The organism is Psychrobacter sp. ASPA161_9, assembly GCF_051970275.1.
Lineage (GTDB): Bacteria > Pseudomonadota > Gammaproteobacteria > Pseudomonadales > Moraxellaceae > Psychrobacter.
The window spans coordinates 92,270-115,260 of sequence record NZ_JBEFNI010000007.1; the positions used below are offsets into that span (position 1 = coordinate 92,270).

A 22,991-nucleotide genomic window follows, 5' to 3' on the forward strand; every position below is an offset into this window, starting at 1 on the left:
GTTTTGTTATAGTGAATAATAAAAGTACACTGCGTCAAATAATGATTTAAACGACAGCAGTGTTTATCATGCAAGTTTACCATATTCAACACAAACCTAGGCGTATCATCCATTAGAATATGAGCTATCAAACCTTACAACGTGCCGTCACTGCTCGTCTTGAAATCAAGAAATCTGAATTCATTACTTATGCTTATCCGGTCACTTCACGTGAACAAGCAATGTTTCACGTGGAACAGCTGCGTGAAAAATATGCTGATGCACGTCATCACTGCTGGGCGTACATCATTGGCGATCCTGATAATACAACGAGCGCAGGCTTTGATGATGATGGCGAACCTAACGGTACAGCAGGTCGGCCAATTCTAAACGTCCTACAGCACAAGTCTATCGGTAACGTTATTATTATTGTGGTGCGTTATTTTGGTGGTATTAAACTGGGTGCTGGCGGCCTAACTCGTGCCTATGCAGGCTCTGCGCAAGCGGCTGTCGATGAGATGATATTGCTCCCCTATGTGCCAATGGCTCAAGTACAAATATTAGCGGAGTTCGCTACTGAAGCCCAATGCCGTTATGTAGTAGAAAGTCTAAATGGCAGTATTGATGACGTAAATTATAGTAAGCAGGTTACGTTAACCGTGACTATTGCGGAAGCTGATATTGAGACTTTAAAAGAGCGTCTGGCAATGGATGGACGGGTGCTAGATAAATCATAGAACATGAACAATTTTGAGTAATCATGCGTTCACTGTAAATCATTGGATTTAACCTGACCTATCGGTATGATAAAACACTGTTTAATAATCATGACCTAATAAGATTAATTTATGACAACTTCAAAACCTTCAAACACCGCAAAGTCTTCAAACACCCCAAAACCGTTTGCACCCACTCCTTTTAAGCCACCATTTTGGCTGACTAATCCACACCTGCAAAGTATTTTGCCTAAGTTTTTTGCACCAGAAGTGCCAAATTATCGCCGAGCACTCAAGCAAGACTCGTTGTGTGAGACGGACATTGCTTATGACTTCTACGATGCGCATCCAATAGAGGCAACTGACGATGGTACGCTTGAGCAAACACCTTTAGTCGTGCTATTTCACGGAATGGAAGGTAGTAGTGATAGCCATTATGCGCGCGCATTGGCGTATCAAATGCATAGTGATGGCTGGCACTTTGTAGTGGCACACTTTCGCAGTTGTGGCGGTATTCCGGCTAATGGACGCGTCTTTTATAATGCCGGTGACACCGAAGAGGTGCATCACATGCTCCAGAATTTACGTGAGCAATATGCTCATATCTATGCGGTAGGCGTCTCGCTAGGCGGTAATGCGTTGGCAAAATACATGGGTGAATATGGTGATGAAGCGCTATGCGAGGGTGCCGTGGTCATCTCCGCTCCTGTCGATATGTCGTCAGCTGCTCTAAGTATGCATAGTTTCTTGAGTCATCGTATTTATACACCGTATTTGCTCAATCCAATTATCAAGAAAGCACTGGCAAATGATATCACCGAAGAGGAAATTGCCTCTATCAAGTCGGTCAATCGTATCAGTGACTTTGATAATATCTTTACCGCGCCGCGTCATGGCTATCGCTCCAAAAACGACTATTACCACTCCTCATCAGCTCTACCTTATTTAATAAATGTCACCCATCCGCTACTGCTGATTAGTGCCAAAGATGATCCTTTTATTGGCTTTACCGCCACTCAAGGCGATGTCTCTGATAGCGTCACTATCCTTGATACTGATCATGGTGGGCATATTGGTTACCTGCGTTATCGCTCAGCTAGCAAACAGGCTGACACCGTGAAATCCAGCTCTAAGCAATCGAAAAAGAACGGTAAAAAAACCAGAACCTCAAAATTCGATATCAATTGGATACCTGAAACTGTTAGCGCCTTTTTTCACTCAATTGGCATTCCGTCTAACGATATTTCACTTGATAATGTTTCACCTGAAAACGCTTCACCTAACAATGCTTCCAATGAATAATAATCTAATAAACCATAACCCTAATCCTTAAACTATTGAGAGTCTGTCATGTATCCATTTTTTCGTTACGCTAAATCTATCACTAAGGCTGTCATCGCTAACAGGAAAGGCGATCAACTAGACTTAGCAGATACCAGCGAGATTGAGATTCGCTGTAGCTTGACGGACATTGATAATTTTTTAGAGATGAATAATGGTCGCGTGCTGACGTTATTCGATTTGGGACGTACTGACTTTGCCATTCGTACTGGTCTTGGCAAACAATTGCTGCATAAGCGCTGGGGGCTGGTTGTAGCTGGCAGCACAGTACAATATCGCAAACGCATTCGCGCCTTTGATAGGGTTACGATTAAGACGCACGTGGCTGCTATTGATGAGCGTTGGATCTACGTGGAACAATCAATGTGGGTCAAAGGCAAGCCCTGCTCGTCTGCTCTACTACGGACAGGCGTCACTAGCAAAGGACGCGTGATTGAAACTCAAGAAGTGCTGGATGCGATGGGTAAATCTGATTGGAATATGCCGCCGACCGGCTATGTAGCCGAGTGGATTGAGAGTGATAATGACCGTCCGTGGCCGCCTTTAGGTTAGACTAACTGTAAATTTATTTTTGATAATCTGTCACAGCCAGTTAACCTTAAGACTACCATTCCACAACATTACATTATACAAATACGTATAATAAGTGTTAGGATATTAGTGAGTAGAATATTCAATTGAATATTATTTAACTAAATACAGTCTAATAAGGAAAATAAAATGGTTAATAATACGGATTACGTTGGCACGCTATTTGACAATAGTGAATCAAACCCAAGCAAAATCACTTTAGCCTTTACCATGGCAGGTGTCGCGCTTAAAAAAGGTCACTCTGCATCAGTTATATTGATGGTAGACGCGGTACATTTGGCATTGCCGAACGCATTAGATAACGTCGATATTGGCGCGCCATTTGAACCTGCTGGCGAGTTACTAGAAGCCTTCATTGAAAAAGGTGGACAAGTATTGGTCTGCAGTGCATGTATGAAGCACAGCGGTGTGGAAGAGTCAGCCATTGATAAGCGCTTTACCGTCATCAGTGGTGATGACGTGGTTGAGCTGCTAATGAATGCGAAAGGTTCATTGCAGTTGAATTAAACTTTAGCTTTATAAGAATGGGTCAGTTTTCTTTAGCATCTTTTTGATGGTTTGGAGGCTGACCTATTTTTTTCTTTTGAATAAGCACAATTACTTTAGCGGCTAAGTTTTAATTATCTTTTCTAATTTCATGTGTTTCCAGTAAATATATAGCTAAAGTAGAGGCTGCTCCGACTGCTAACTTAGCGTGTCTAGGTTGTAAACCTTTAAATCCACTGTCTTTTCCATGACCACTCCCATATTCATTTCTGACCTCTGCAATTCCTTGTACTACAGATGATAAACTACCTAAGATTTGTCGTATCGATTTTGCTGCTTTCGCTTCGTTAGATATATCATCAGGCGTAATTTTAAGCAGCTTAGTGGTCTCTCTCATCAACTTAGATAAGTCCCAGTTTTTATTGTATTCTTCTTGCCTACTTTTAAATATTGATTTACAGGCCGTTTCAATCAACTCTTTCGCTACTCCTATAGCTTGATAAGGAGATGTTTCTATTGATGATTCCATTAGATTAATCTGCTGAGAAACATACTCAGCATTAAAAATAATCTTTATTTCGTTACCTTTTCTTTCGATTGATGCTTTACCCGTATACTTCATTCTGCCACTAAAAACTGGTTTATTAGAGATACGTGTTCTCTCAACGATTTCAAACCCATCATCGCTTAGACTCTCATTGAATATATTGTGAAGTTTATCCACTTCATGTGAGTGTCCCCTTACTACGGGATGTATCATTTCGCACAGAAAGTTTAGGAAAAATACATCTTCACATTTTAATAAATTAAACCTCTCATCACTAAAGATCCAACTGTCTTCCCAATCATTGTTATTGAACCTGTGTTGCCAAATATCATCTGCTGCGTTCGAAAATCTAGGGTCTGTCGAAGGCATACTTTCTAAATCATAAAGCCTAGATAAGAATTCCGTTTCATCTAGCTTTCCTGCCCACCATATATCTTCTATTCTTAAGATATCAAATATGTCACGCCGAGTAATTTGAGAGATTTTATTCATTATTTACTTCAACTTTCTTTGGTTAGATACTTTAACAACATCAAGTATATGAGTTAATAGCTCTTAACTACAGTTTTATAGTCAGTTCCTTTAACTACAACTTCGTAGTCAAAAACCATCCCTCATATTTATCAACTAAATAAAAATTATCTAACACGTAAGCCGTCCAGCTTTGCTAAAGTAAGTCATGTAAAATGCCTAATAAAATAACAAGGACGCCCGTCATGACCTTACTAAACACCCTTAATTTAACCTACCCTATCGTACAAGCACCTATGGCAGGAGCAACCACGCCTGAGCTGGCGGCGACGGTTAGTAACTTCGGTGCATTGGGGTCATTGGGGTCTGGCACGACGGCGCCAGATGTTTTGGATAAGCAAATTAACACCATTAAATCGCTTACCGACCGCCCTTTTATGATCAATCTGATGGTGTTGTCGGAGCATGACTCCAATACCTTTGATACATCCATTCCTGCTTGGCTAAACCAGTATTATCAACAGCAAAATATTGAAATAGAGTTACCTGCACGCCCAGCGCTTAGGTTCGCAGACCAGCTACAAGTGCTCTATGACAATCCAGTTCCTGTCGGTAGTTTCACCTTTGGCATTATTAGCGCTGAGCAAGTTCAGCATTTACAGAGTCTAGGTACACGCGTCATCGGTACTGCCAATCATCCATTGGAAGCGAAAGCATGGGCAGAGATTGGCGCAGATGCAGTATGCGTACAAGGGGTAGAAGCTGGTGGCCATCGCGGTGGTTGGTTGCCACAAAGCGCAAGCGATCCAATGGGATTATTGACCTTGATTAGCCAAACGCGCGCTTGTACCGATATTCCGTTAATCGCTGCGGGTGGGATTATGACTGGGCAAGCCATCAAAGCAATTCAAACAGCAGGTGCTGAGCTTGCGCAAATAGGGACTGCATTTTTGACTACAGATAAATGCAGTATTAATGACATTTATAAACAAGCGCTACTCGATGCCAGTCACGGCAAGCGTAGTGCTGAGACGCGCTTAACGCGGCTGTTTTCAGGTAAGCAGGCACGCGGTTTATTAAATGATTATTTGCGTGATTTTGGCCAATTTGAGAGTGCTCATAAGCTACCACCCTATCCACAATTAAATGCTATGACCAAAGTTTTACGTGCTCATGCGACTAAAAACTTCGATGCAGAACATCAGTCTTTATGGGCAGGACAAGGAGTAACTTTGGTCAGACAAGAGAGTACGATTGAATTGCTAGAGCGACTGGTAAAGGAACTATAACTTATTAATCGTGAAGCTTTGCACGAAACTCTTTATAATCCTTCGCCGTTTCTTTTACCGCTTCTACCATCGGCACATGACCAACTTTTGGCATCATAATCACTTTGGCTTGCGGCATGATATCAATCATTAGCTCAGCGGTTTCAGGCTTTATGACGTTGTCCTCTTCGCCCCAAACGATCAAGGTCGGAATGTTATATTCAGCGATGACTTTGGCGCGTTCTTCGACATTGTCGGTGACTATTTGCTCTAAGATATTGGCGTGCAGCGCTTTATTAGCAAGGCGCTCTTGTGCAAAGACCGCTTTGACTGATTTTGGAATATAAGGCGGCTTATACATGACAAAGTTATACATATTGTAAAAATCTTCTTTGCTATTAATCAGCAAAGGGTTGTTCTCAAGAGTAGCGCTTTCAAGCGATTTAGGCACGCCTGCTGACCAAAACCCTGCACTATCGACCAACCATAAGCTTTTGACCTCATTAGGATACTTCGCGGCGTAAGCGACACTGATAGCGCCGCCCATCGAATTACCGCCGACATGAATATTCGAAGCCACACCTTTGGCTTGCATGAGCTCATGTAAGCGCGCGGCTTGTGTGTCTGCGCGGTAATCAGCCGTCATTGGTTTGCTAGAGTCGCCAAAACCTAGCAAGTCTGGGATAAGTAGATGATAACCCTCCAACTCATCAGCGATACGGGTAAAATTGTCTTTGTTGCCGCCAAAGCCGTGAATGAGCAACAAAGGCTCGCCAGCGACGTTGCCGTTTTCTGCATAGACCATTTTATCGCCTGAGGATAGCATAAATGATTTAGTCGTTAGGTCTGATTTTGAGCGTTCATACTGGATAAGCTTTTGTGTGGTAGTTATGGCTAAGGTATTGGGCGCGGTGGTACAGCCGACGACTGAAAAACTGAATAGTGCGGCAAGGCATAAGCGTTTTAATAGCATCGATACTTCCTTGTTAGCAGCTGGCAGAATGAATTGAAAAACATAACTCTAGGGCGTGTCCTCATTTTGATAATGGTGATGAAAATGAGATAGATTTTTGTCAATCATAGCAAGTATCCTCCCGTCTAAACGGTATGACAATCACATAAAAAATGAGGTAGTGTGTCAAAAAGTATGCTGATTAAAATTTGAACAATTCTTGAAGCCTTGAAAGCCCTATACAATCAGAGAACTTAGCATAGATTTCTTATTGACTTTTATCGCCAGCATACTTTTTAGAACACCACCAAAAATGATAGTCAAATAATCATAAAGCTCGTTAAGGGTTTACAGCTCTAATAAAGACGGCACAAGCTTTCTGGTTTATGATAAGCGCTTTCGTTTAATCAGCCCCAAATTAAAGGTCTAGCGCAAAAGGATAAACATTGAGTAAAACAAATACCGCCATTGGTAAACAACGTGACCTCACCGAAGGGTCGATTGCCAAAACGATGCTCCTGTTTGCATTGCCAACACTTGGATCATCGGCATTACAGTCGTTAAACGGCTCGATCAATGCCGTCTGGGTGGGTCGATTTTTAGGTGAAGAGGCGTTGGCAGCGACGGCGAACGGCAACATCTTGATGTTTATACTGATATCCTTCGTTTTCGGTTTCGGCATGGCTTCTACTATCTTGATTGGTCAGGCAATGGGCCGCCGTGACGACACCATGGTCAAGAAAACCATGGGAACGGCGCTGGGTAGCATTATTCCGATAAGTATATTGGTATCGGCAATAGGGTGGATATTTGCCCCAATGCTACTTGAACTGCTGGGTACGCCATCAAGTGCGGTGAGCCTTGCCCTGACTTATCTGCGGATGATTTTCATTGCGATGCCCGTCACACTGACCTTTACGCTAATGATGATGGCACTGCGCGGAACGGGCGATTCTACGACGCCGCTTTGGTTTATCATTATATCAGTCGTTATTGACCTGATTTTGACGCCGACGCTGATTTTGGGTCTAGGACCCTTTCCCGAATGGGGTATATTTGGCTCGGCATTCGCAACTGCCGTCGCAAACACACTAGCGCTTATTGGCATGGTCGTAACCCTGTACTGGCGTGGCTCTGTGCTGACACTTAGGTTGCCAGAGCTACGCTTTTTGCGCGCAGACCGAGAAATCCTGAAGTCGATGTTCTCGAAGGGGTTGCCGATGGGCACTCAGATGATCGTTATCTCTTCGGCGGCATTAACTATGCTGTCACTGATCAACCGCGAGGGGGTACAGACGACAGCGGCTTATAGCGCGACCCAACAGCTTTGGACCTACGTGCAGATGCCTGCAATGGCGCTAAGTGCCGCAGCCAGTGCGATGGTCGCACAGAACATCGGTGCCAACCAATGGAGTAGAGTTGCAGGAATCACCCGCTGGGGACTCATCTTTAACGTGATGCTGACGGGAGCGATCATCGGGGTGCTGAGCATTTTTGATGAAACTATTTTGAGCCTGTTCCTTGGTAGTGACAGTGAAGCGGTGCCGATTGGGCGGCATATTCAGTTAATGGCGACATGGGGTTTTGTATTTTTTGGGATAGCGCAAGTGCTGTTCGGCACCATGCGTGCTAACGGCTATGTAATTTGGCCGCTGATCGTCATGGTGATTTCCATGTACCCAGTGCGTCTTGGATTTGCTTTCGGGCTTTATCCCCTACTCGGCACCGATGCACTTTGGTTATCGTTTCCAGCGGGCATGGTAGCCACTGCTGTGATGGGTGCAGGACTATATCTGTATGGCGGATGGCGCAAAGGTAAACACTTGACCGCAGAAGAGGCCGCACAAAGGTCTGAGGAGTTTCGCGCGCATTCGAGCACTAGTGCGTCGTTTCGTGATATTGTACCAACGACTGTGTGGAAACTGTCACCTTTACGCCGTATCGCAAGGTTGCATCGACGATTGCAGAGGCGACTTCATAGACACCGTATGATAAGAAAGAATAAACGATCATAGCTTGGTTTATATACAATCTTAACTTAACTTAGCTTGGCGGCTTTCGCTCATTGGTATGGCGAGTAAATTGTTCATAATACTTACCTATTATGCGAATACCTAACCTAGTGCTATCTTGGACTAGACTTTGCATTATCCAATAAAAATTCTACCGCCGCCGCTGCATGAATAGCGGTGGTATCAAATACTGGAATTGAGCTGTCTTCTTGCTTAATCAGTAGTCCAATTTCGGTACAGCCTAATATCACACCCTCTGCTCCTTCATTCGCTAAGTCTTGAATCACTTGGCTATAATACTGACGTGAGCTATCAAGAAATTGCCCTTGGCATAGCTCCTCATTGATGACTCTGTGAATCTCTTGCTGCGCATCTTTATCTGGTATCAAAACTTGCAAGCCAGCATCAATAAGGCGCTGCTTGTAAAAGTCCTGCGTCATCGTAAATTGCGTACCCAATAGCGCTATCTTGGTCAGACCTTTTAGTTTAATTGCAGTAGCCGTGACATCTGCAATATGAATAATAGGTAAGCCAGTTGCAGCTTGTACCTCATCCACTACTTTATGCATGGTATTCGTGGCGATAAGCAACCCTTGTGCGCCAGCTGCTTGCAAGCGCTTAGCGCTACTCGCTATTATCGCGCCCATTTCATCCCATGCACCTTGCGCCTGCAACTTATTAATTGGTGCAAAGTCGACACTATGAATCAGTAAATCTGCTGAATGTAGGTTACCCAACTCAGCTTTTATACCTTCATTAATCAAGCGATAATAGCTTTCGGTACTCTCCCAGCTCATACCGCCGATGATGCCTAATGTTTTTTGTAGAGAATCTCGTTGCTGTTGAGCATCCATGTCATTGCCTTATTTGTTTGTTATAACCTTGTTTATCGTAGCAAAACCGACTGCCTAAATTGAGCTTTTTAAAGAGATGGTCATTATTATTAAGATATAGCAAAACTTATAATTGCTAATAATCGTTTTATCAATAGCTCTATACTCTATATCATAGCCGCTAATAAGATTAAGAATAATGCTTTACTCAACCATTTACTGAATGACAAAGTCATGCTGATATTATTATTTGAGCGTGACTTTTTCATGTAGGACTAGATAATATTATGGCAAAACTACCTACTATTAGAATACGTACTCGCCGCAAATACTATCGGCTAATCTTTACTGGTCTTATGGCACTGATGATGTCGCTCATTATCTCGACTGCGTTGATATTGGTCAAAGTAGGCTTTATAGATGGTTTCTTTACAGAGCTAATGCACTCGTGGGGATTGGCCTTTGTATTTGCGTGGCCCAGTGCGTACGTCTGCGCATACTTTGTGCAGGAGCATGTACTTAGTCGGATTGAGTTTTATTGAGCTATCTCCCATTCTTAACTCTACTAAACGTACTCTCACCTGATAAAAACAGCTAAGATAGACTACATACTGTTTTTATGTAGAGAGCGCTATGACTCAATTGCGGCGTACCATCGAGCACTTGCTCAATCAAGGTAGCCTTCCCCTAGAGCATGCAGATACAGCAGCGACTCATCTAGAAGTATTTCCAACCAAACGCTCGTGGCTGGCTTTTTTTGATAAGACTCTATTAGTTATCGGCGTCGTGGCACTCTTATTGTCACTAGTGTTTTTTATCGCCTATAACTGGCTACATATGGGCAAGATGGGTAAATTTGCCCTAGTCGAAGGCGCATTGGTTATTACTATCACGCTCTACGTCCTACTCTCTTTTAGGCACAGGTTTACGTTTATCAGGCAGTTATTACTGCTTATTGCTAGCGTGATTACTGGCAGTTTGCTGGCACTATTTGGGCAGGTGTATCAGACGGGCGCAGATACGTGGCAGCTGTTTTTTAGCTGGGCATTATTGATTATTCCGTGGGTTCTTATCGCACGCTTGCCTGCGCTGTGGCTACTATGGCTAGGGTTAATTAATGCCTCTCTAATCCTCTACTTAGATATCGCAAATTTCCTATTTATCGACTACAACTATCAAAGTATTTTTCAGTTAGCAATATTGGCGCTAGTGAACTTTATAGCATTTAAATTATGGCTAGTCTGTGTTGGAAATAAACTCCCTGTCAATAAAATCTCTATTAATAAATCCACTACTCACGCTGCCATCGTTAGCACAAACGACTTAGAACTCGCCAACTCTAAAGACAACACCGAAACCCAATCTAAGCTGCATTGGAGCACCTATATTGTCGGTTTTCTCAATACTTATTTTATAACCCATCTAGCGATTGTTACGGTCTTTGACGATGGTTATGTTAAAAGTACTCGTATTCTGACCACGCTCATATCTTTACTGTTATGGGCAAGCTGGTGCGGATTTATCTATTGGCGGTTTTGTAAGCGTCGTACTGACTTGCTGATGCTGACTTATCTTTGTTTTTCTATCATCGTTGTAGTGATGTTTTGGACAGCTAAGCTGGTGCTAGATGATTTTGATGCTGGTGGCTTTTTAGTTTTAGCGTTATTGCTAATCGGGATGAGTTCTATGACGATAATGTGGCTGCGTAAGGTGGCAAATTTAGGCAGCAAAAACCCTGCGCCTCACTCATTAAAAGGAGGCGGTCATGAATAGCAATCACTCGAACGCTATCTTTGTACAATTGCAACAACGTGGGTTAATTAATGCCACTTCTGTTGAGAATAAAACTGAACCTTACGATGATACACCATGGTTTATCCATCTGTTTTTTGGTTTGAGTGGTTTACTTGCCAGTCTGTTCTTCATTGGATTTTTAACCTTAATATTGGAACAAACAGGGGTGTTAGATAGCGCTATTGCGCTTTTTATCATCGGTACATTATTAAGTGCGGCGGGGCTGGTATTATTTAAAAGCAAACATAGCTATCGTAGTACTTTTATGAACAGTTTAGCGTTTGCCATTAGTATCGTCGGTCAGATATATATCATGTTTGCTTTACTCAGTAACGAGCTTGAGCAACCATTCAGTGTTTGGTTGTTTTTATTGATTCAGCTAATAATGACCATTGTCATGCCAAACTTTCTCTATCGCTTGTTAAGCGCTACCGTAGCATTGGGTTGCATGGTCTCTCTACTTAATTTTTATTCCATATCTGAAGTTAGCTTAGGACTCTTAGCACTTATTACTGTCGTCAATCATTTACAACGCTATAGTTTGTTGCAGCGCATACCTACTAAGTGGCGCTCCAGTGCTTTTGCTATTACTAAAGCTGTCGCCTATGCCAGCGCTATTATGTTGCTCAGCATATCGGTTTATTTTATCGCCGCTGAATACGGCAATAACTTTATAAATAGTAATGAAACCTCTAGCTATAACTACTTCCTAGCGCAAGGGCTGCTGACCCTCGCGAGTCTCTATGCTGCCTACCTTATCCTTAGACACTATCAGATCAAACTACTATCAGCAGCAAGCCTTATAATCGCCAGCGCTATTATCATTTTAGGCATCATGTCAGTCTACGTATCAGGCTTATTAGCGACTAGCCTTATCATTATTATCGCGACTGCCAATAGTCAGCGCGTGTTATTAGGTCTTGGTGTCTGCGCATTGGTGGGTTATATATTTTGGTATTACTATCAGCTCGATACTTCGTTGCTGCTCAAATCTGTCTCTATGCTTATTATTGGAATCGGTATGCTAATGATGCGTTGGCTGCTGGTTAAGCGCTACTTTTCTGTTAGTAAGGAGCGCACGCTATGAATGACATAAATGATAATTTGATAGTACAAAGACCCTTGGCAAAACCTTTACCATGGTGGCAAAAGCGACTTTTTAGCATTAGCGTTTCATTATTAGGATTGCTACTTATCATTGTTATGATGACTATTAATGTAGCGAAATACGAAACCCATCTTGCCACTGGTGATACCGTCTTACTTGAGCTGGCTCCTGTCGATCCACGCGGGTTTATGCAGGGTGATTATATGACGCTCAGCTATGCTATCGAGCGTAAAGTATTCAATGCGTTAGAGAATCATCCAGAAGAAAATTTATATGGCACTACTTCACGTGACGGCTATGTCATCGTAACGTTAGATAAAAATAATGTCGGACAGTTTGTGCGCTTAGCTAACAGTAATCAACGCGACACCTTGGCTGCTAATGAAATGGCAATTCATTACCGCATTCGTAACGGTTCGCTAAAGCTTGCGACCAATGCTTTTTTCTTTCAAGAAGGTCATGCTGAGGCTTATGAAGCAGCAGAGTATGGACTGTTTCGTATTAATGACAAAGGTGAGCCGCTATTAACAAATATGGTGGATGTGAAGTTTAAGGCAATTGAAATAAAGAACACAGAAGTTGATAAAGCGCAGGTTAATGAGACACCGAACTAGATGGTTAGGATTTCACTATGGCGAGCAAGCGACAACGTTACTTAACGAAAGTAATATTGCGATTTATGAGCCAGACTTGTTACTGTTGATGGCTGATTAAGCTCTTTCTATTAAGAGCACCTATTACACTTAATCATACTTAATTAATCAAAAACAAATAAAGGATTTATTATGCGTAGCGCAACTTATGACACTTTTGGCAAACCGACTGAAGTACTTAGCTTAGGTGATAACCCTATTCCAGAGCCAAAAGCAGATGAAGTGCGAGTCAAAACCATACTCGCCTCCATTCATAACCATGATCTATTAACCATTCGCGGCAAATACGGCTTTAAACCTGAACTGCCAGCGATCGGTGGTTCTGAGGCCTTGGGTATCATCGATGCCGTTGGTAGTGACGTCAAAGACCTAAAAGTCGGTCAGCGTATTGCGGCAGCTAGCGTCCAAGCGACGTGGGCTGAATACTTTACCGCGCCTGCCAGCATGATATTCCCAGTACCGGACAGCTTAGAAGATGAGCTGGCTGCACAATTGATTGCTATGCCGCTTAGTGCATTGATGCTGCTTGAGTTCTTAGAAGTAGAGAGTGGTCAATGGATTATCCATAATGCTGCCAACGGCGCAGTTGGTAAATCACTCGCTATGCTTGCTGCTGCGCGCGGTATCAATACAATCAACATCGTACGCAGTGCAGATGCGTTAGAAGAATTAGAAGCGCTCGGTATCAAAAATAATATCAACAACTCAGACGAAGACTGGAAAGATCAAGTCCGCAATATCGTAGGCGATGACAGCATCAGCGCTGCAGTGGACTCTGTCGGTGGTGAGGCCAGTGGTGATTTACTATCATTGTTAGGTCATTATGGCACCTTAGCATCGTTCGGTATCATGTCAGGTCAGCCAATGACGCTTAACCCGACGCATATTATCTTCAAACAAGCCACTATCAAAGGCTTTTGGGGTAGTAAGATTAGTCAAGAAATGAGCGTGGAAAACAAGCAGCGTTTGGTTGATGAGTTAATAGAACGCGCGGTTGATGGCAAGTTAAAACTACCGGTTGAAGCAACTTTTGATCTGGCTGACATTGTTAAAGCGGTCGATGGTAAGTTGCAGTCAGGCAAAAAAGGCAAGGTACTTTTGAAGCCTTAATCAAGGGAGTCCGATATAAAAAAAGATACAGTGAGACTGGTATTTATTTTTTGCAGCCTCTGTCTGCGTAGGCACAGCAAGCAAGAAAAATTTATACCATTCTCGCGTCAAAATATAACGTATCTACTTTATTTAGTATTGACTATAGATTAGATATAGACATCTATGCCCATGTGAAAGTGATTATAAAGATAAACCTCACTAGCAATCCATAAGGAATATCACCATGTCTAACCAAACTTTTAAAGCCTTAGTCGTCGAAGAAACCAGCGACGGTGAATTTAAAAAAAGCATTCAACAGCGCAACGTCAGTGATTTACCTGAGAATGATCTGCTTATCGAAGTGCATTATTCGTCATTAAATTTTAAAGACGCCATGTCAGCATCGGGCAATAAAAGAATCACTAGAAACTATCCGCATACCCCTGGTATTGATGCCGCAGGTGTCGTAGTCAGTGACAAGTCTGGCACTTTTAAAGAAGGGCAAGAAGTCGTAGTATTCGGTTATGATTTGGGCATGGATACGGATGGCGGCTTAAGCCAAATGATCTCTATCCCTGCTGATTGGGCGGTATCCTGTCCAGAATCTTTATCGCTAAAAGAAGCCATGATTTACGGTACGGGCGGCTTAACGGCTGCTTTAAGTATCCAGAAATTAGAGAAAATGGGCGCAAAACCAAGTGATGGCCCAGTCGCCGTCACTGGTGCAACGGGCGGTGTCGGTAGTATCAGTATCGCGATTTTGAGTCAATTGGGCTATGAGGTCATTGCCTTCTCTGGTAAGCCTGAGCAAAGCGATTATCTAAAAGAGCTTGGCGCGAGCGAAGTCCGTCATCGTGATACTATCAATGAGATTGGAGATAAACCTGTCGGTCGCGAGCTGTGGGCCAACGCCATTGATACTATCGGCGGCGATTATCTAGCCAACTTACTCAAACAGACCAAAGCTGGCGGTGCTGTAACCTCTTGTGGTTTGGCGGCGTCACCTGAGTTTTCTATGACGGTCATACCTTTTATCACCAGAGCAGTGTCCCTACTCGGTATCGATTCGGTCTATATTCCACTGGACGATAAAAAGGCCATTTGGCAGCGCGTCTCGACCGATATGAAACTGCCCAACCTTGAGAGTTATGCCGAAGAAATTACCCTAGAGCAAACGCCTGAGTACTTAGATCGCTTTATGGCGAGTAAAACGGTTGGGCGTTATGTGGTGAATGTTCGGGGTTAGGGTTTAAGACTTTAATCAAGCTGTTTTAAAGAAATTCTGCGGCGTTAAGTTCATTTGAAGTAGTTTTTGATTTGGTAGGTATGTTAAAAACGGTTGATGGCAAAATGCAGGCTAAGAAGAAAGGTAATGTATTGTTGAAGCCTTAGTGTATATTAAGTACGAAGCTAGGCTAGGTTTCTCTTATAAAAAAGCACTCAAACAATTTGAGTGCTTTTTTATCTTATGATTATTATTTTTTCATAATTAACCATTTTAAACCTAAATCTATTTTGTCTTTTTTCTCTCGATTACAAGAAAAACAAGTTGCTACAAGATTATTGTCTAGTTCCTCACCCACTAGTGAAAAAGGAACTTTGTGGTCTACTTCAAGGTTACTAATCAATATATCTTTTTTACAATAGAAGCACTTATATCTTTGACTACTAAGCAATATCTCTTTTTTATCATCAGTTATTTTCTCTCTAATAGTTGACTTCCTAAAGTATGCAAATATCCAATTACTAAGTGTATCCAGCTCTTCTCCACTAAATTCTATAGAAATGTGTTTTTTTATAAATCTCATTGTATATAATTGCTTATCAATTACCGATCTATAACCATCTAAAATATCTATTTTTAGGTCTTTTTTGCTCTCAAGAATAGAAACAATTTCTTTGAAAACAATTAATAAAATTTGATTATGAATTGCTACGTCAAATTCGCTATTGGATATATTATTTCTACTATTAAACCCATCTATCCTTATCATGGCATTATATCCCTTCCAATGGATTATAGTCACTTCCTAATGTACTATGATATGCTTCTAAACTTGTACCATGATCTTTAGCCATTTTTACGGTAGCTCCTTCTCCCCTAAAAGCTAAACTTACATTGTCGTCCTCAAATACATTTGTTCCTACTACTTCATCTAAGTGCTTAATAATTTCTTGAAAGCTTTTTGTTGTAAACTGTAGTTTTTTTGATTGTAGAATTCTAATAACACTTGGCATAATGAATGTTATATACCTTATACCAGAGATTTTTGTTAAAGGTGTATTGTCCGGTGATTCGAACGAAACTTTATAAACATTTTCCCAAGATTTTAAGTAAGATGAATAAACCTTGCATATTAATTCTGAGTCACCTTTCGTTAAAGAATTAAGAGTGCTGAAGACTTGTGATTTTTCTAATACCTTAGATAGTTGTGCTTCCTTATAGCCTTTAGTAACTTTTTCAGAACCAATCATAATACGACCTTTTAAAGGGGAAATATCTTCGTCATTTAATAGGTTACATACATCAAATACTAATTCTGAAGTTCCTAATAAACCTAAGTAATTTTTAATTAAACGTAATAGATTTGAAGTTACTTTATCTTGCTTAGCATTTGTTACCCAAAATAGTTCACGTCTTTCATTTTTCGTTAACTCCTCAAATATACAGAATACCATTTCATACTCTATACTATTTTCGAAGAGTGGATCTCTGTATTCTTTATCAAATCCTCTAATCCGATGCTGACCATCAATAGTGACAAATGAATCAAGGTATTTTTCATACTCAAATTCTTCTGGAATCATTATGAAATAATTATCCCTTTTCACAGTGCTACCTTTTTCCAAAAAACTAACTGTTTCTTTTTCTATTTTTAGTTTTTTAGTAATACTCAGAATTGGTGCATTTGGTATCAATCCCATGGCTTTGTAATCATCACTGATTTTGATCTTACCCGCTACATATCTGCTAATTTCTTTCACTTTTGGAACTACCCAAGGTCTCTGTGCCTCTTGGCTTGTCCCAGGCTTAACTCTTTCTAGCAGCTCTATCATTATTCTGGGATCTAAAACCATCACAAAAAATTCTTTGTTCTTTTGTGTGACCTTTGTTAAATGTACTTTCTTCATGATATATCTCCATTATTTTAATTTTAGATCTATTATTAGATCTATTATTAGAAGGCCATAAAAAAACACCCAACCAAGTTGAGTGTTTTTTTATGTCAGCTAAAGACTAAATAGAAAATTATTCCCACTCAATCGTCGCAGGTGGCTTGCTCGACACATCATAAGTCACGCGTGATACTTCAGCGATTTCATTCATGATGCGATTCGATACTGTCTCAATCAAATCATAAGGTAGATGGGCAAAGCGTGCCGTCATAAAGTCTACAGTTTCAACGGCACGTAGCGCGATGACCCACGCATAGCGGCGACCATCACCGACCACGCCGACTGATTTGATCGGTTGGAATACCGCAAATGCTTGCGCAGTCTTGTCATACCAGCCTGAACGCTCAAGCTCTTGCATAAATATTGCATCGGCTTGACGCAGGATATCGGCATATTCTTTTTTGACTTCGCCCAAGATACGCACGCCCAAACCTGGACCTGGGAACGGATGACGATAGATCATTTTTGCAGGTAGGCCAAGCGTGATACCCAATTTACGCACTTCATCTTTAAACAAATCACGTAATGGCTCAACCAGCTCAAATGCCAAGTCATCTGGCAGACCGCCAACATTATGATGACTCTTAATGACGTGTGCTTTGCCTTGATGCGATTTAGCTGATTCAATCACGTCCGGATAAATTGTACCCTGCGCTAAGAACTCAACGACTTTGCCATCGCCTTGCTCGCTCACTTGACGCGCGCTATCAGCGAAGACATCGATAAAGGTTTTACCAATGATTTTACGTTTGGCTTCTGGATCAGACTCGCCTGCCAATGCATTTAAGAATAAATCTTCGGCATCGACACGGATGACTTTTACACCCATATTTTCAGCGAAGATTTGCATCACTTGATCGCCTTCATGCAAACGCAAGAGACCGGTATCGACGAACACACAAGTCAGCTGATCGCCAATGGCTTTATGCAATAGCGCTGCTACGACTGAGCTATCTACGCCGCCTGATAGACCAAGCAATACTTGCTTATCACCGATTTGCTTTTGTAATTGTTCAATACGCATGTCGATAATATTATCGGGCGTCCAATCACCAGCACAATCACAAATCTGATGCACAAAACGACCAAGTAACGCCTCACCTTGTAAGGTATGAGTCACTTCAGGATGGAACTGGAGACCGTAATAATGGCGCGTATCATCAGCCATAATCGCAATCGGACAGCTTGAGGTGCTAGCAACAATATCGAAGCCTGCTGGCGCTTCAATCACTTTGTCGCCATGACTCATCCATACATTCAGCTTGGCTGACTTCCCTTCCGTGCTGCTGTCTTCAATGCCTTCAGTCAGCTGCGAATGCCCATTAACGTCAATCGTTGCTGCACCAAATTCATGGATATCACTGGCATGGACCTGCCCGCCGAAACGATCTGCCATCGCTTGCATACCGTAGCAAATGCCTAGTACTGGCACGCCCAAATCAAACACCGCATCATTGATACGCGGGCTGTTCTCAGCATGTACGCTCTCAGGGCCACCCGATAAGATAATACCTTTTGCGCCAAAGTCATGGATGCGCTGAGCGTCGATATCGTAAGGGAACATCTCACAAAATACCCCAGAATCGCGCACACGGCGAGCGATAAGCTGGCTGTACTGTGAGCCAAAATCGAGAATGAGGATGCGGTCTTCTTTGATAGTAGGTAGTGCAGGAGTGGCAGCGGCAGTGGTCATAAATCAATGTCCATCAAGAAAAAATTAGTGGCCTATTTTAACAAGTTTGAGCACATTAATGGCTATTAGATGATTAATTATTCGCAGTTATTGACGATTATTAGTAGTTATTGCCAGTTATTCGAATTTGACGAGAGTAAAAGCGACAAAAGAAGACGCGGTAAGGTCAATAATTAGAAGAATAAAAGCCCGCTAATCATCTTTTATACATAATTAAGTAAATAAAACCATGCATTTATAGCTAATATAGGCCTAGCGCAAAATAAAAGTAACGGAGATAGATGATGACTAAGTCATTGAAAGGGCCATTGAAAAGGCCAACCAAAGAGCAATCCCACGAGCTGCCGAAAGACACTCAAAGCTATGTCCTAAGCAAGTCTGATATCGAAAATACACCTGAGACCAAGCATATTCACCAGTTCAATGAGCAGGCCATTCGGCATATGGTTTCATTGAGCGACATCACTGGTCTGACCAAATTTGGCTTACACCTTGTACGCGTTGAGCCGGGTGATGAGACCACGCAGCATCACTATCATGAAGAGTCAGACGAGTTCGTTTATGTGCTATCTGGCCAGCTTTCACTGCGTTATGGAGATGACAGTTATCAGTTAACTGCCGGCGATTTCGTAGGTTTCCCAGCGCATGGCGACGCGCATTCTATGCTTAATGATAGCGATACAGACGCAGTCTATCTTATGGGTGGCAACAGACCGCCGATTGATATTTGCAATTATCCAGACATCAATCGCAAAATGTATACTATCCACGGTAAAAAGGAATTTGTAGACTTAGAAAATCTAGGTGGGGTATAAAATATAACGTTCAATATAAAGAGAAAACAACATGGGTAACTCTTTAGCCACCATTTTTACCGCCACGACCTTTGACTCCATCTCTTATATCTTGGCGTCCGTCGTGCAAGTAGAAGTAGACGATGAGCCGCACCGTTGGAATCGCCTATTTTGGGCATTCACGTTGTGTTTGTTGCCCGCTATTTTGATGTTCTTAGGAGACCTGCAAACCTTGCAGACCGCTTCTATCATCGCTGGTGCGCCGCTCATTATCATTCTCTCCATGATGATGGTCTCGGTAATTAAAGCTGCGCGTTATGATCTCGCTTATCAGCCTGATTACAATATAAAAACCATTCATATCGAAGAGCTGCCCGATAATGCGCCGTGGGAAGTAGGCGAAACCTCAGTATCACTTGAAGGCTCAATCATGCATCAGCATGAGGAATGGGAGCAAATGCGCGAGGATACTGAAAACAATGGAAGTGAGAAGTAGCTTATGAAAAGTGACTGTATTTAAGCTTTTTCTAAAAAATCAAATTAAAAGGCTGGGCTACGTTGGTAGCCCAGCCTTTTTGCTGTTTTTATCTATGATAATTAATCTACTTTAAAAATGGGCTAGCAACAGAGCTAGATATAAAGGTAGAAACAGAAACAGTGCCAATGGAATGAATTTTTTGCCAGCTTTATGAGTCCTTAACGACATCACTAAAAGCCCTATAAATACGATTCAACCCTTCTCGCAATAGCGCTTCAGGACACGCCACATTGAGGCGCATTTTAAGATGCCCTTCCGCGCCATATTTAATCCCTGCACTCAGCTCAACTTTGGCCTCTCTCAACTTGTCATACAGCATTTGATCATCTTGCCCATACGCCGAGCAATCCAGCCATATCAAATACGACGCCTCTGGGCGCATGACCTTGATATCAGGCAAATGCCCTGCTAAAAAGTCTAGCGTTAATTCGATATTTTTTTCAATATAAACCAGTGCCTGCTCCAACCATTCATCGCCCTCTTTATAAGCACTACGAATCACCTCATAAGCAAACAAATTCAACTCGTACTCGTCATTTAAGTGCTGCTGCTGACTAATTTTTTTGATTAATGCTTCATCCTTAGCAAATATCATCGAGCCTTTAATACCTGCTACGTTAAAGGTTTTGGTCATTGAGGTCAGGCTGACTACTTTATGCGCGTAACCTTCTGCTAGCGTTAAAAAAGAGGTAAACGTATGACCGCTCAAGGTCAAATCTTGATGAATCTCATCGCTGACAATCGCCACATTATGCTTTTTGCAAATCGACAGCAACGCCTCAAGCTCATCCCTCGTCCACACGCGTCCGCCAGGATTGTGCGGATTGCATAACAAATAAAGCTTTACCTCATGCTCGACTATCTTGGCTTCGATATCAGCCAAATCTAAATGATACTGTCCTTCGACCTCCTTTAGTGCAGAGGTCACAAGCTTACGACCATTTTGCTCAACCTTGGTCATAAAAGGCGTATAAATAGGATCATTGACCAGTACCGCCGCACCTACTTCGGTAAATATATTCATCATTAGTGCCAAGCTTGGCACAACACCCGGAGAAAACAAGATATTTTGCTTATCCAGCCGCAAATCATAACGACTGCCATGCCACTCAATAATTGACTCATACAAAGCCGCAGTAGGTTTGGTATAACCCAATACACCGTGCTGCGCTACTTGTTCAATCGTGTCCAAGATAGGCTGGGCGGCTTTAAAGTCCATATCCGCCACCCACAGCGGAATTGTGTCATCGCTATAATGCCATTTGAGTGACCCCGTATCACGCCTATCAATTATCTCATCAAAGTTGTATAACACCAGCATTCTCCTTTACGGTAGCTTTAATTTATTATAGTCCAAATATTACAGTGGTTTTTATGCTCTAAGCCACTCATAGCATAATGATTCGAGAGGTAATATATACAAGGATTTATCATTACTGCGACTACTGTTACTTCAATCTTTAGTAGCGTCACTTAAGAAAAATCAATTTTTCTTAAGTGACGCTACTGCTTATTGGTGGCACTGGTCATAGCATCTACCAATACCTGACTCACAATATCACTGCGCAATAAGTATATTTTTGCTGCTTAATTTAATAAGCTAATAAGCTAGCGTGTTTATAGACTATAACTGTTCATTCATCAGCTTAAATAACCTTTAAAAATATAACACTATCATTATTTGAATAATGGTTAAAAATTAGTGTTACATTAATATTGCGAATTCTACATATAATTGAGTTATTTATGCCAGAGTGCGCTGATATTGCATGGATTATGCTCTATAAGCATCCACCCAAACCACCTACTAAGCCAAGATGGCTTTTCTAAAAGGATTTAGCATTATGAAAATGGACTTTTTACCAAACTTAGCACTCAAAATTAGTGCCCTTACTTTAGCAATCGTAGGCGTCGCTTCATGCACGACTATGGCAACAAGCACTGAGCCTCAACCAATGAATGCAAATGCTACTAGCAGTACTGCCCTCGCTCTTGGCAATACCGCAACTGCTGGCGGTACGAATGATACCGTTGCTATCGGTAATCAAGCCAATGCAGGACTTAATTCAGCAACCGCTGTTGGTGGTCAAGCCAACGCTGCAGGTCTAGGATCAACGTCTATCGGTTGGCAATCCAAAGCCACCGCTGAACGTGCGCAAGCTTTTGGTCATCTAGCCAATGCTGGTGGCGTTCGCTCTACCGCAGTGGGTGAAGCGGCCATGGCTGGTGGCACAAATGACACGGTCGCTGTCGGTAATAAAGCCAATGCAGGTCTGAACTCAGCAACCGCCGTTGGTGGTGAAGCTAATGCCGCAGGTCTAGGCTCGACGTCTATCGGTTGGCAATCTAAAGCCACTGCCGAACGTGCGCAAGCTTTTGGTCACATAGCCAACGCTAGTGGGGTACGTTCTACCGCAGTGGGTGAGGCGGCAGCAGCACAAGGTGCAAATTCGGTAGCCGTAGGCAATAAATCTATGGCAGGCGGCATGAACAGCATCGCTATCGGTAACGAAGCAAAGGCGACTAAAAACAACCAAGTCGTCTTAGGCAATGCCGGACAAGTTCAATCAAGTACTGCGTCACAGTCAGGTACCGTCAGAATAGTCACTATCGATGATAACGGCACTTTAGGCACTATGCTCGTTGATTACTATAAATCAGCTAAATAGTCATAGTCAAACTGCTAACGCTGGCACAAATATAACCAGTAATACTCGATAAGATAATAAGACCTCGCTATTGCGGGGTTTTTTAACATGAAATAATTGATTACGAACTTCCTTCAAAAAACACTTCTTTCTAAACTCAATACTATATCTTTCAACTGTAGACCTCTCAACAACTCATAAATAAAACAAAGATAGAAAATAGCCATGAATGTTCAACAGACTCTAATTAAATAACTTCAGACTACAGATTTTTGTCATTGCCTCATAGTCATCATGT

General features: G+C 42.1%; 22 protein-coding genes. 15 read left to right on the forward strand and 7 right to left on the reverse strand.

Features of this window, described 5'->3' with window-relative positions; all coding sequences use genetic code 11:
* Positions 1-119 precede the first annotated feature (119 nt).
* The 4 genes from ACTQ9S_RS09420 (at position 120) to ACTQ9S_RS09435 (ending at position 3,134) form a co-directional block, all read left to right on the forward strand.
* Positions 120-716 carry a YigZ family protein gene (locus tag ACTQ9S_RS09420; RefSeq protein ID WP_440454789.1) on the forward strand — a complete coding sequence of 199 codons (597 nt, stop codon included), beginning with the start codon at positions 120-122 and terminating at the stop codon, positions 714-716.
* Between the two features lie 111 nt (positions 717-827).
* Positions 828-1,997, forward strand: coding sequence for a YheT family hydrolase (locus ACTQ9S_RS09425; RefSeq protein ID WP_440454790.1), 1,170 nt, complete (start codon positions 828-830; stop codon positions 1,995-1,997).
* Between the two features lie 48 nt (positions 1,998-2,045).
* Positions 2,046-2,588 (forward strand): acyl-CoA thioesterase, encoded by a 543-nt coding sequence (locus ACTQ9S_RS09430; RefSeq protein ID WP_440454791.1) that lies wholly within the window; start codon positions 2,046-2,048, stop codon positions 2,586-2,588.
* A 168-nt stretch (positions 2,589-2,756) separates the two neighbouring features.
* Positions 2,757-3,134, forward strand: coding sequence for a DsrE family protein (locus ACTQ9S_RS09435; protein WP_068325313.1), 378 nt, complete (start codon positions 2,757-2,759; stop codon positions 3,132-3,134).
* Positions 3,135-3,243: 109 nt separating this feature from the next.
* Here the strand turns inward: ACTQ9S_RS09435 and ACTQ9S_RS09440 are convergent, their stop codons facing one another.
* Positions 3,244-4,152, reverse strand: a complete 909-nt coding sequence (locus ACTQ9S_RS09440) for an abortive infection family protein (RefSeq protein WP_440454792.1) — start codon at positions 4,150-4,152, stop codon at positions 3,244-3,246.
* A 224-nt stretch (positions 4,153-4,376) separates the two neighbouring features.
* Here ACTQ9S_RS09440 and ACTQ9S_RS09445 point away from each other — a divergent pair, with 224 nt between their 5' ends.
* Positions 4,377-5,420 carry an NAD(P)H-dependent flavin oxidoreductase gene (locus ACTQ9S_RS09445; RefSeq protein WP_440454793.1) on the forward strand — a complete coding sequence of 348 codons (1,044 nt, stop codon included), beginning with the start codon at positions 4,377-4,379 and terminating at the stop codon, positions 5,418-5,420.
* Positions 5,421-5,424: 4 nt separating this feature from the next.
* Here ACTQ9S_RS09445 and ACTQ9S_RS09450 read toward each other — a convergent pair whose 3' ends face one another.
* Positions 5,425-6,372 carry an alpha/beta fold hydrolase gene (locus ACTQ9S_RS09450; RefSeq protein ID WP_440454794.1) on the reverse strand — a complete coding sequence of 316 codons (948 nt, stop codon included), beginning with the start codon at positions 6,370-6,372 and terminating at the stop codon, positions 5,425-5,427.
* Positions 6,373-6,797: 425 nt separating this feature from the next.
* Here ACTQ9S_RS09450 and ACTQ9S_RS09455 point away from each other — a divergent pair, with 425 nt between their 5' ends.
* A complete protein-coding gene (locus ACTQ9S_RS09455; protein WP_068033587.1) occupies positions 6,798-8,366 on the forward strand; it encodes an MATE family efflux transporter in 1,569 nt (522 codons plus the stop codon).
* A gap of 110 nt (positions 8,367-8,476) precedes the next feature.
* Here the strand turns inward: ACTQ9S_RS09455 and ACTQ9S_RS09460 are convergent, their stop codons facing one another.
* On the reverse strand, positions 8,477-9,217 hold the full coding sequence (locus tag ACTQ9S_RS09460; protein ID WP_068033584.1) for an aspartate/glutamate racemase family protein: 741 nt from the start codon (positions 9,215-9,217) through the stop codon (positions 8,477-8,479).
* A gap of 266 nt (positions 9,218-9,483) precedes the next feature.
* Between ACTQ9S_RS09460 and ACTQ9S_RS09465 the strand changes: the two genes are divergently transcribed.
* The 6 genes from ACTQ9S_RS09465 to ACTQ9S_RS09490 all read left to right on the forward strand — a co-directional run bounded on the left by ACTQ9S_RS09465 (position 9,484) and on the right by ACTQ9S_RS09490 (position 15,089).
* On the forward strand, positions 9,484-9,738 hold the full coding sequence (locus ACTQ9S_RS09465; RefSeq protein ID WP_068033581.1) for a DUF2798 domain-containing protein: 255 nt from the start codon (positions 9,484-9,486) through the stop codon (positions 9,736-9,738).
* Positions 9,739-9,829: 91 nt separating this feature from the next.
* Entirely contained in the window at positions 9,830-10,969 is a 1,140-nt protein-coding gene (locus ACTQ9S_RS09470; RefSeq protein WP_440454795.1) for a DUF2157 domain-containing protein, read from the forward strand.
* Positions 10,962-12,077, forward strand: coding sequence for a DUF4401 domain-containing protein (locus ACTQ9S_RS09475; RefSeq protein WP_440454796.1), 1,116 nt, complete (start codon positions 10,962-10,964; stop codon positions 12,075-12,077). The genes ACTQ9S_RS09470 and ACTQ9S_RS09475 overlap by 8 nt, the downstream gene beginning before the upstream one ends.
* Entirely contained in the window at positions 12,074-12,712 is a 639-nt protein-coding gene (locus ACTQ9S_RS09480; protein ID WP_440454797.1) for a GDYXXLXY domain-containing protein, read from the forward strand. The genes ACTQ9S_RS09475 and ACTQ9S_RS09480 overlap by 4 nt, the downstream gene beginning before the upstream one ends.
* A 171-nt stretch (positions 12,713-12,883) precedes the next feature.
* Positions 12,884-13,861: a zinc-binding dehydrogenase gene (locus ACTQ9S_RS09485; protein WP_440454798.1), complete on the forward strand. Its 978-nt coding sequence runs from the start codon at positions 12,884-12,886 to the stop codon at positions 13,859-13,861.
* Positions 13,862-14,087: 226 nt separating this feature from the next.
* Positions 14,088-15,089: a YhdH/YhfP family quinone oxidoreductase gene (locus tag ACTQ9S_RS09490; RefSeq protein ID WP_440454799.1), complete on the forward strand. Its 1,002-nt coding sequence runs from the start codon at positions 14,088-14,090 to the stop codon at positions 15,087-15,089.
* Between the two features lie 229 nt (positions 15,090-15,318).
* On the opposite strand, the gene ACTQ9S_RS09495 is transcribed toward ACTQ9S_RS09490, so the two are convergent.
* The 3 genes from ACTQ9S_RS09495 to guaA all read right to left on the reverse strand — a co-directional run bounded on the left by ACTQ9S_RS09495 (position 15,319) and on the right by guaA (position 18,713).
* Positions 15,319-15,837, reverse strand: a complete 519-nt coding sequence (locus tag ACTQ9S_RS09495) for an HNH endonuclease (protein ID WP_440454800.1) — start codon at positions 15,835-15,837, stop codon at positions 15,319-15,321.
* A gap of 4 nt (positions 15,838-15,841) precedes the next feature.
* Positions 15,842-16,975, reverse strand: coding sequence for a DGQHR domain-containing protein (locus tag ACTQ9S_RS09500; protein ID WP_440454801.1), 1,134 nt, complete (start codon positions 16,973-16,975; stop codon positions 15,842-15,844).
* Between the two features lie 118 nt (positions 16,976-17,093).
* A complete protein-coding gene (gene guaA, locus ACTQ9S_RS09505) occupies positions 17,094-18,713 on the reverse strand; it encodes a glutamine-hydrolyzing GMP synthase (RefSeq protein WP_440454802.1) in 1,620 nt (539 codons plus the stop codon).
* A 281-nt stretch (positions 18,714-18,994) separates the two neighbouring features.
* On the opposite strand from guaA, the gene ACTQ9S_RS09510 reads away from it, so the two are divergent.
* Together ACTQ9S_RS09510 and ACTQ9S_RS09515 are read left to right on the forward strand one after the other, a co-directional pair.
* Positions 18,995-19,528, forward strand: a complete 534-nt coding sequence (locus ACTQ9S_RS09510) for a cupin domain-containing protein (protein WP_440454803.1) — start codon at positions 18,995-18,997, stop codon at positions 19,526-19,528.
* A 31-nt stretch (positions 19,529-19,559) separates the two neighbouring features.
* A complete protein-coding gene (locus ACTQ9S_RS09515; RefSeq protein ID WP_440454804.1) occupies positions 19,560-20,003 on the forward strand; it encodes a BCCT family transporter in 444 nt (147 codons plus the stop codon).
* Positions 20,004-20,193: 190 nt separating this feature from the next.
* Here ACTQ9S_RS09515 and ACTQ9S_RS09520 read toward each other — a convergent pair whose 3' ends face one another.
* A complete protein-coding gene (locus tag ACTQ9S_RS09520; protein ID WP_440454805.1) occupies positions 20,194-21,366 on the reverse strand; it encodes a MalY/PatB family protein in 1,173 nt (390 codons plus the stop codon).
* 523 nt (positions 21,367-21,889) lie between these two features.
* Here ACTQ9S_RS09520 and ACTQ9S_RS09525 point away from each other — a divergent pair.
* Entirely contained in the window at positions 21,890-22,714 is an 825-nt protein-coding gene (locus tag ACTQ9S_RS09525; RefSeq protein ID WP_440454806.1) for a hypothetical protein, read from the forward strand.
* Positions 22,715-22,991: the final 277 nt, after the last annotated feature.

What these genes read in the sequence shown, in the direction of transcription:
- ACTQ9S_RS09420 (WP_440454789.1), top strand. Translation starts at nt 120, where the DNA reads ATGAGCTATCAAACCTTACAACGTGCCGTCACTGCTCGTCTTGAAATC.
- ACTQ9S_RS09425 (WP_440454790.1), top strand. Translation starts at nt 828, where the DNA reads ATGACAACTTCAAAACCTTCAAACACCGCAAAGTCTTCAAACACCCCA.
- ACTQ9S_RS09430 (WP_440454791.1), top strand. Translation starts at nt 2,046, where the DNA reads ATGTATCCATTTTTTCGTTACGCTAAATCTATCACTAAGGCTGTCATC.
- ACTQ9S_RS09435 (WP_068325313.1), top strand. Translation starts at nt 2,757, where the DNA reads ATGGTTAATAATACGGATTACGTTGGCACGCTATTTGACAATAGTGAA.
- ACTQ9S_RS09440 (WP_440454792.1), bottom strand. Translation starts at nt 4,152, where the DNA reads ATGAATAAAATCTCTCAAATTACTCGGCGTGACATATTTGATATCTTA.
- ACTQ9S_RS09445 (WP_440454793.1), top strand. Translation starts at nt 4,377, where the DNA reads ATGACCTTACTAAACACCCTTAATTTAACCTACCCTATCGTACAAGCA.
- ACTQ9S_RS09450 (WP_440454794.1), bottom strand. Translation starts at nt 6,372, where the DNA reads ATGCTATTAAAACGCTTATGCCTTGCCGCACTATTCAGTTTTTCAGTC.
- ACTQ9S_RS09460 (WP_068033584.1), bottom strand. Translation starts at nt 9,217, where the DNA reads ATGGATGCTCAACAGCAACGAGATTCTCTACAAAAAACATTAGGCATC.
- ACTQ9S_RS09465 (WP_068033581.1), top strand. Translation starts at nt 9,484, where the DNA reads ATGGCAAAACTACCTACTATTAGAATACGTACTCGCCGCAAATACTAT.
- ACTQ9S_RS09470 (WP_440454795.1), top strand. Translation starts at nt 9,830, where the DNA reads ATGACTCAATTGCGGCGTACCATCGAGCACTTGCTCAATCAAGGTAGC.
- ACTQ9S_RS09475 (WP_440454796.1), top strand. Translation starts at nt 10,962, where the DNA reads ATGAATAGCAATCACTCGAACGCTATCTTTGTACAATTGCAACAACGT.
- ACTQ9S_RS09480 (WP_440454797.1), top strand. Translation starts at nt 12,074, where the DNA reads ATGAATGACATAAATGATAATTTGATAGTACAAAGACCCTTGGCAAAA.
- ACTQ9S_RS09485 (WP_440454798.1), top strand. Translation starts at nt 12,884, where the DNA reads ATGCGTAGCGCAACTTATGACACTTTTGGCAAACCGACTGAAGTACTT.
- ACTQ9S_RS09490 (WP_440454799.1), top strand. Translation starts at nt 14,088, where the DNA reads ATGTCTAACCAAACTTTTAAAGCCTTAGTCGTCGAAGAAACCAGCGAC.
- ACTQ9S_RS09495 (WP_440454800.1), bottom strand. Translation starts at nt 15,837, where the DNA reads ATGATAAGGATAGATGGGTTTAATAGTAGAAATAATATATCCAATAGC.
- ACTQ9S_RS09500 (WP_440454801.1), bottom strand. Translation starts at nt 16,975, where the DNA reads ATGAAGAAAGTACATTTAACAAAGGTCACACAAAAGAACAAAGAATTT.
- guaA (WP_440454802.1), bottom strand. Translation starts at nt 18,713, where the DNA reads ATGACCACTGCCGCTGCCACTCCTGCACTACCTACTATCAAAGAAGAC.
- ACTQ9S_RS09510 (WP_440454803.1), top strand. Translation starts at nt 18,995, where the DNA reads ATGATGACTAAGTCATTGAAAGGGCCATTGAAAAGGCCAACCAAAGAG.
- ACTQ9S_RS09515 (WP_440454804.1), top strand. Translation starts at nt 19,560, where the DNA reads ATGGGTAACTCTTTAGCCACCATTTTTACCGCCACGACCTTTGACTCC.
- ACTQ9S_RS09520 (WP_440454805.1), bottom strand. Translation starts at nt 21,366, where the DNA reads ATGCTGGTGTTATACAACTTTGATGAGATAATTGATAGGCGTGATACG.
- ACTQ9S_RS09525 (WP_440454806.1), top strand. Translation starts at nt 21,890, where the DNA reads ATGAAAATGGACTTTTTACCAAACTTAGCACTCAAAATTAGTGCCCTT.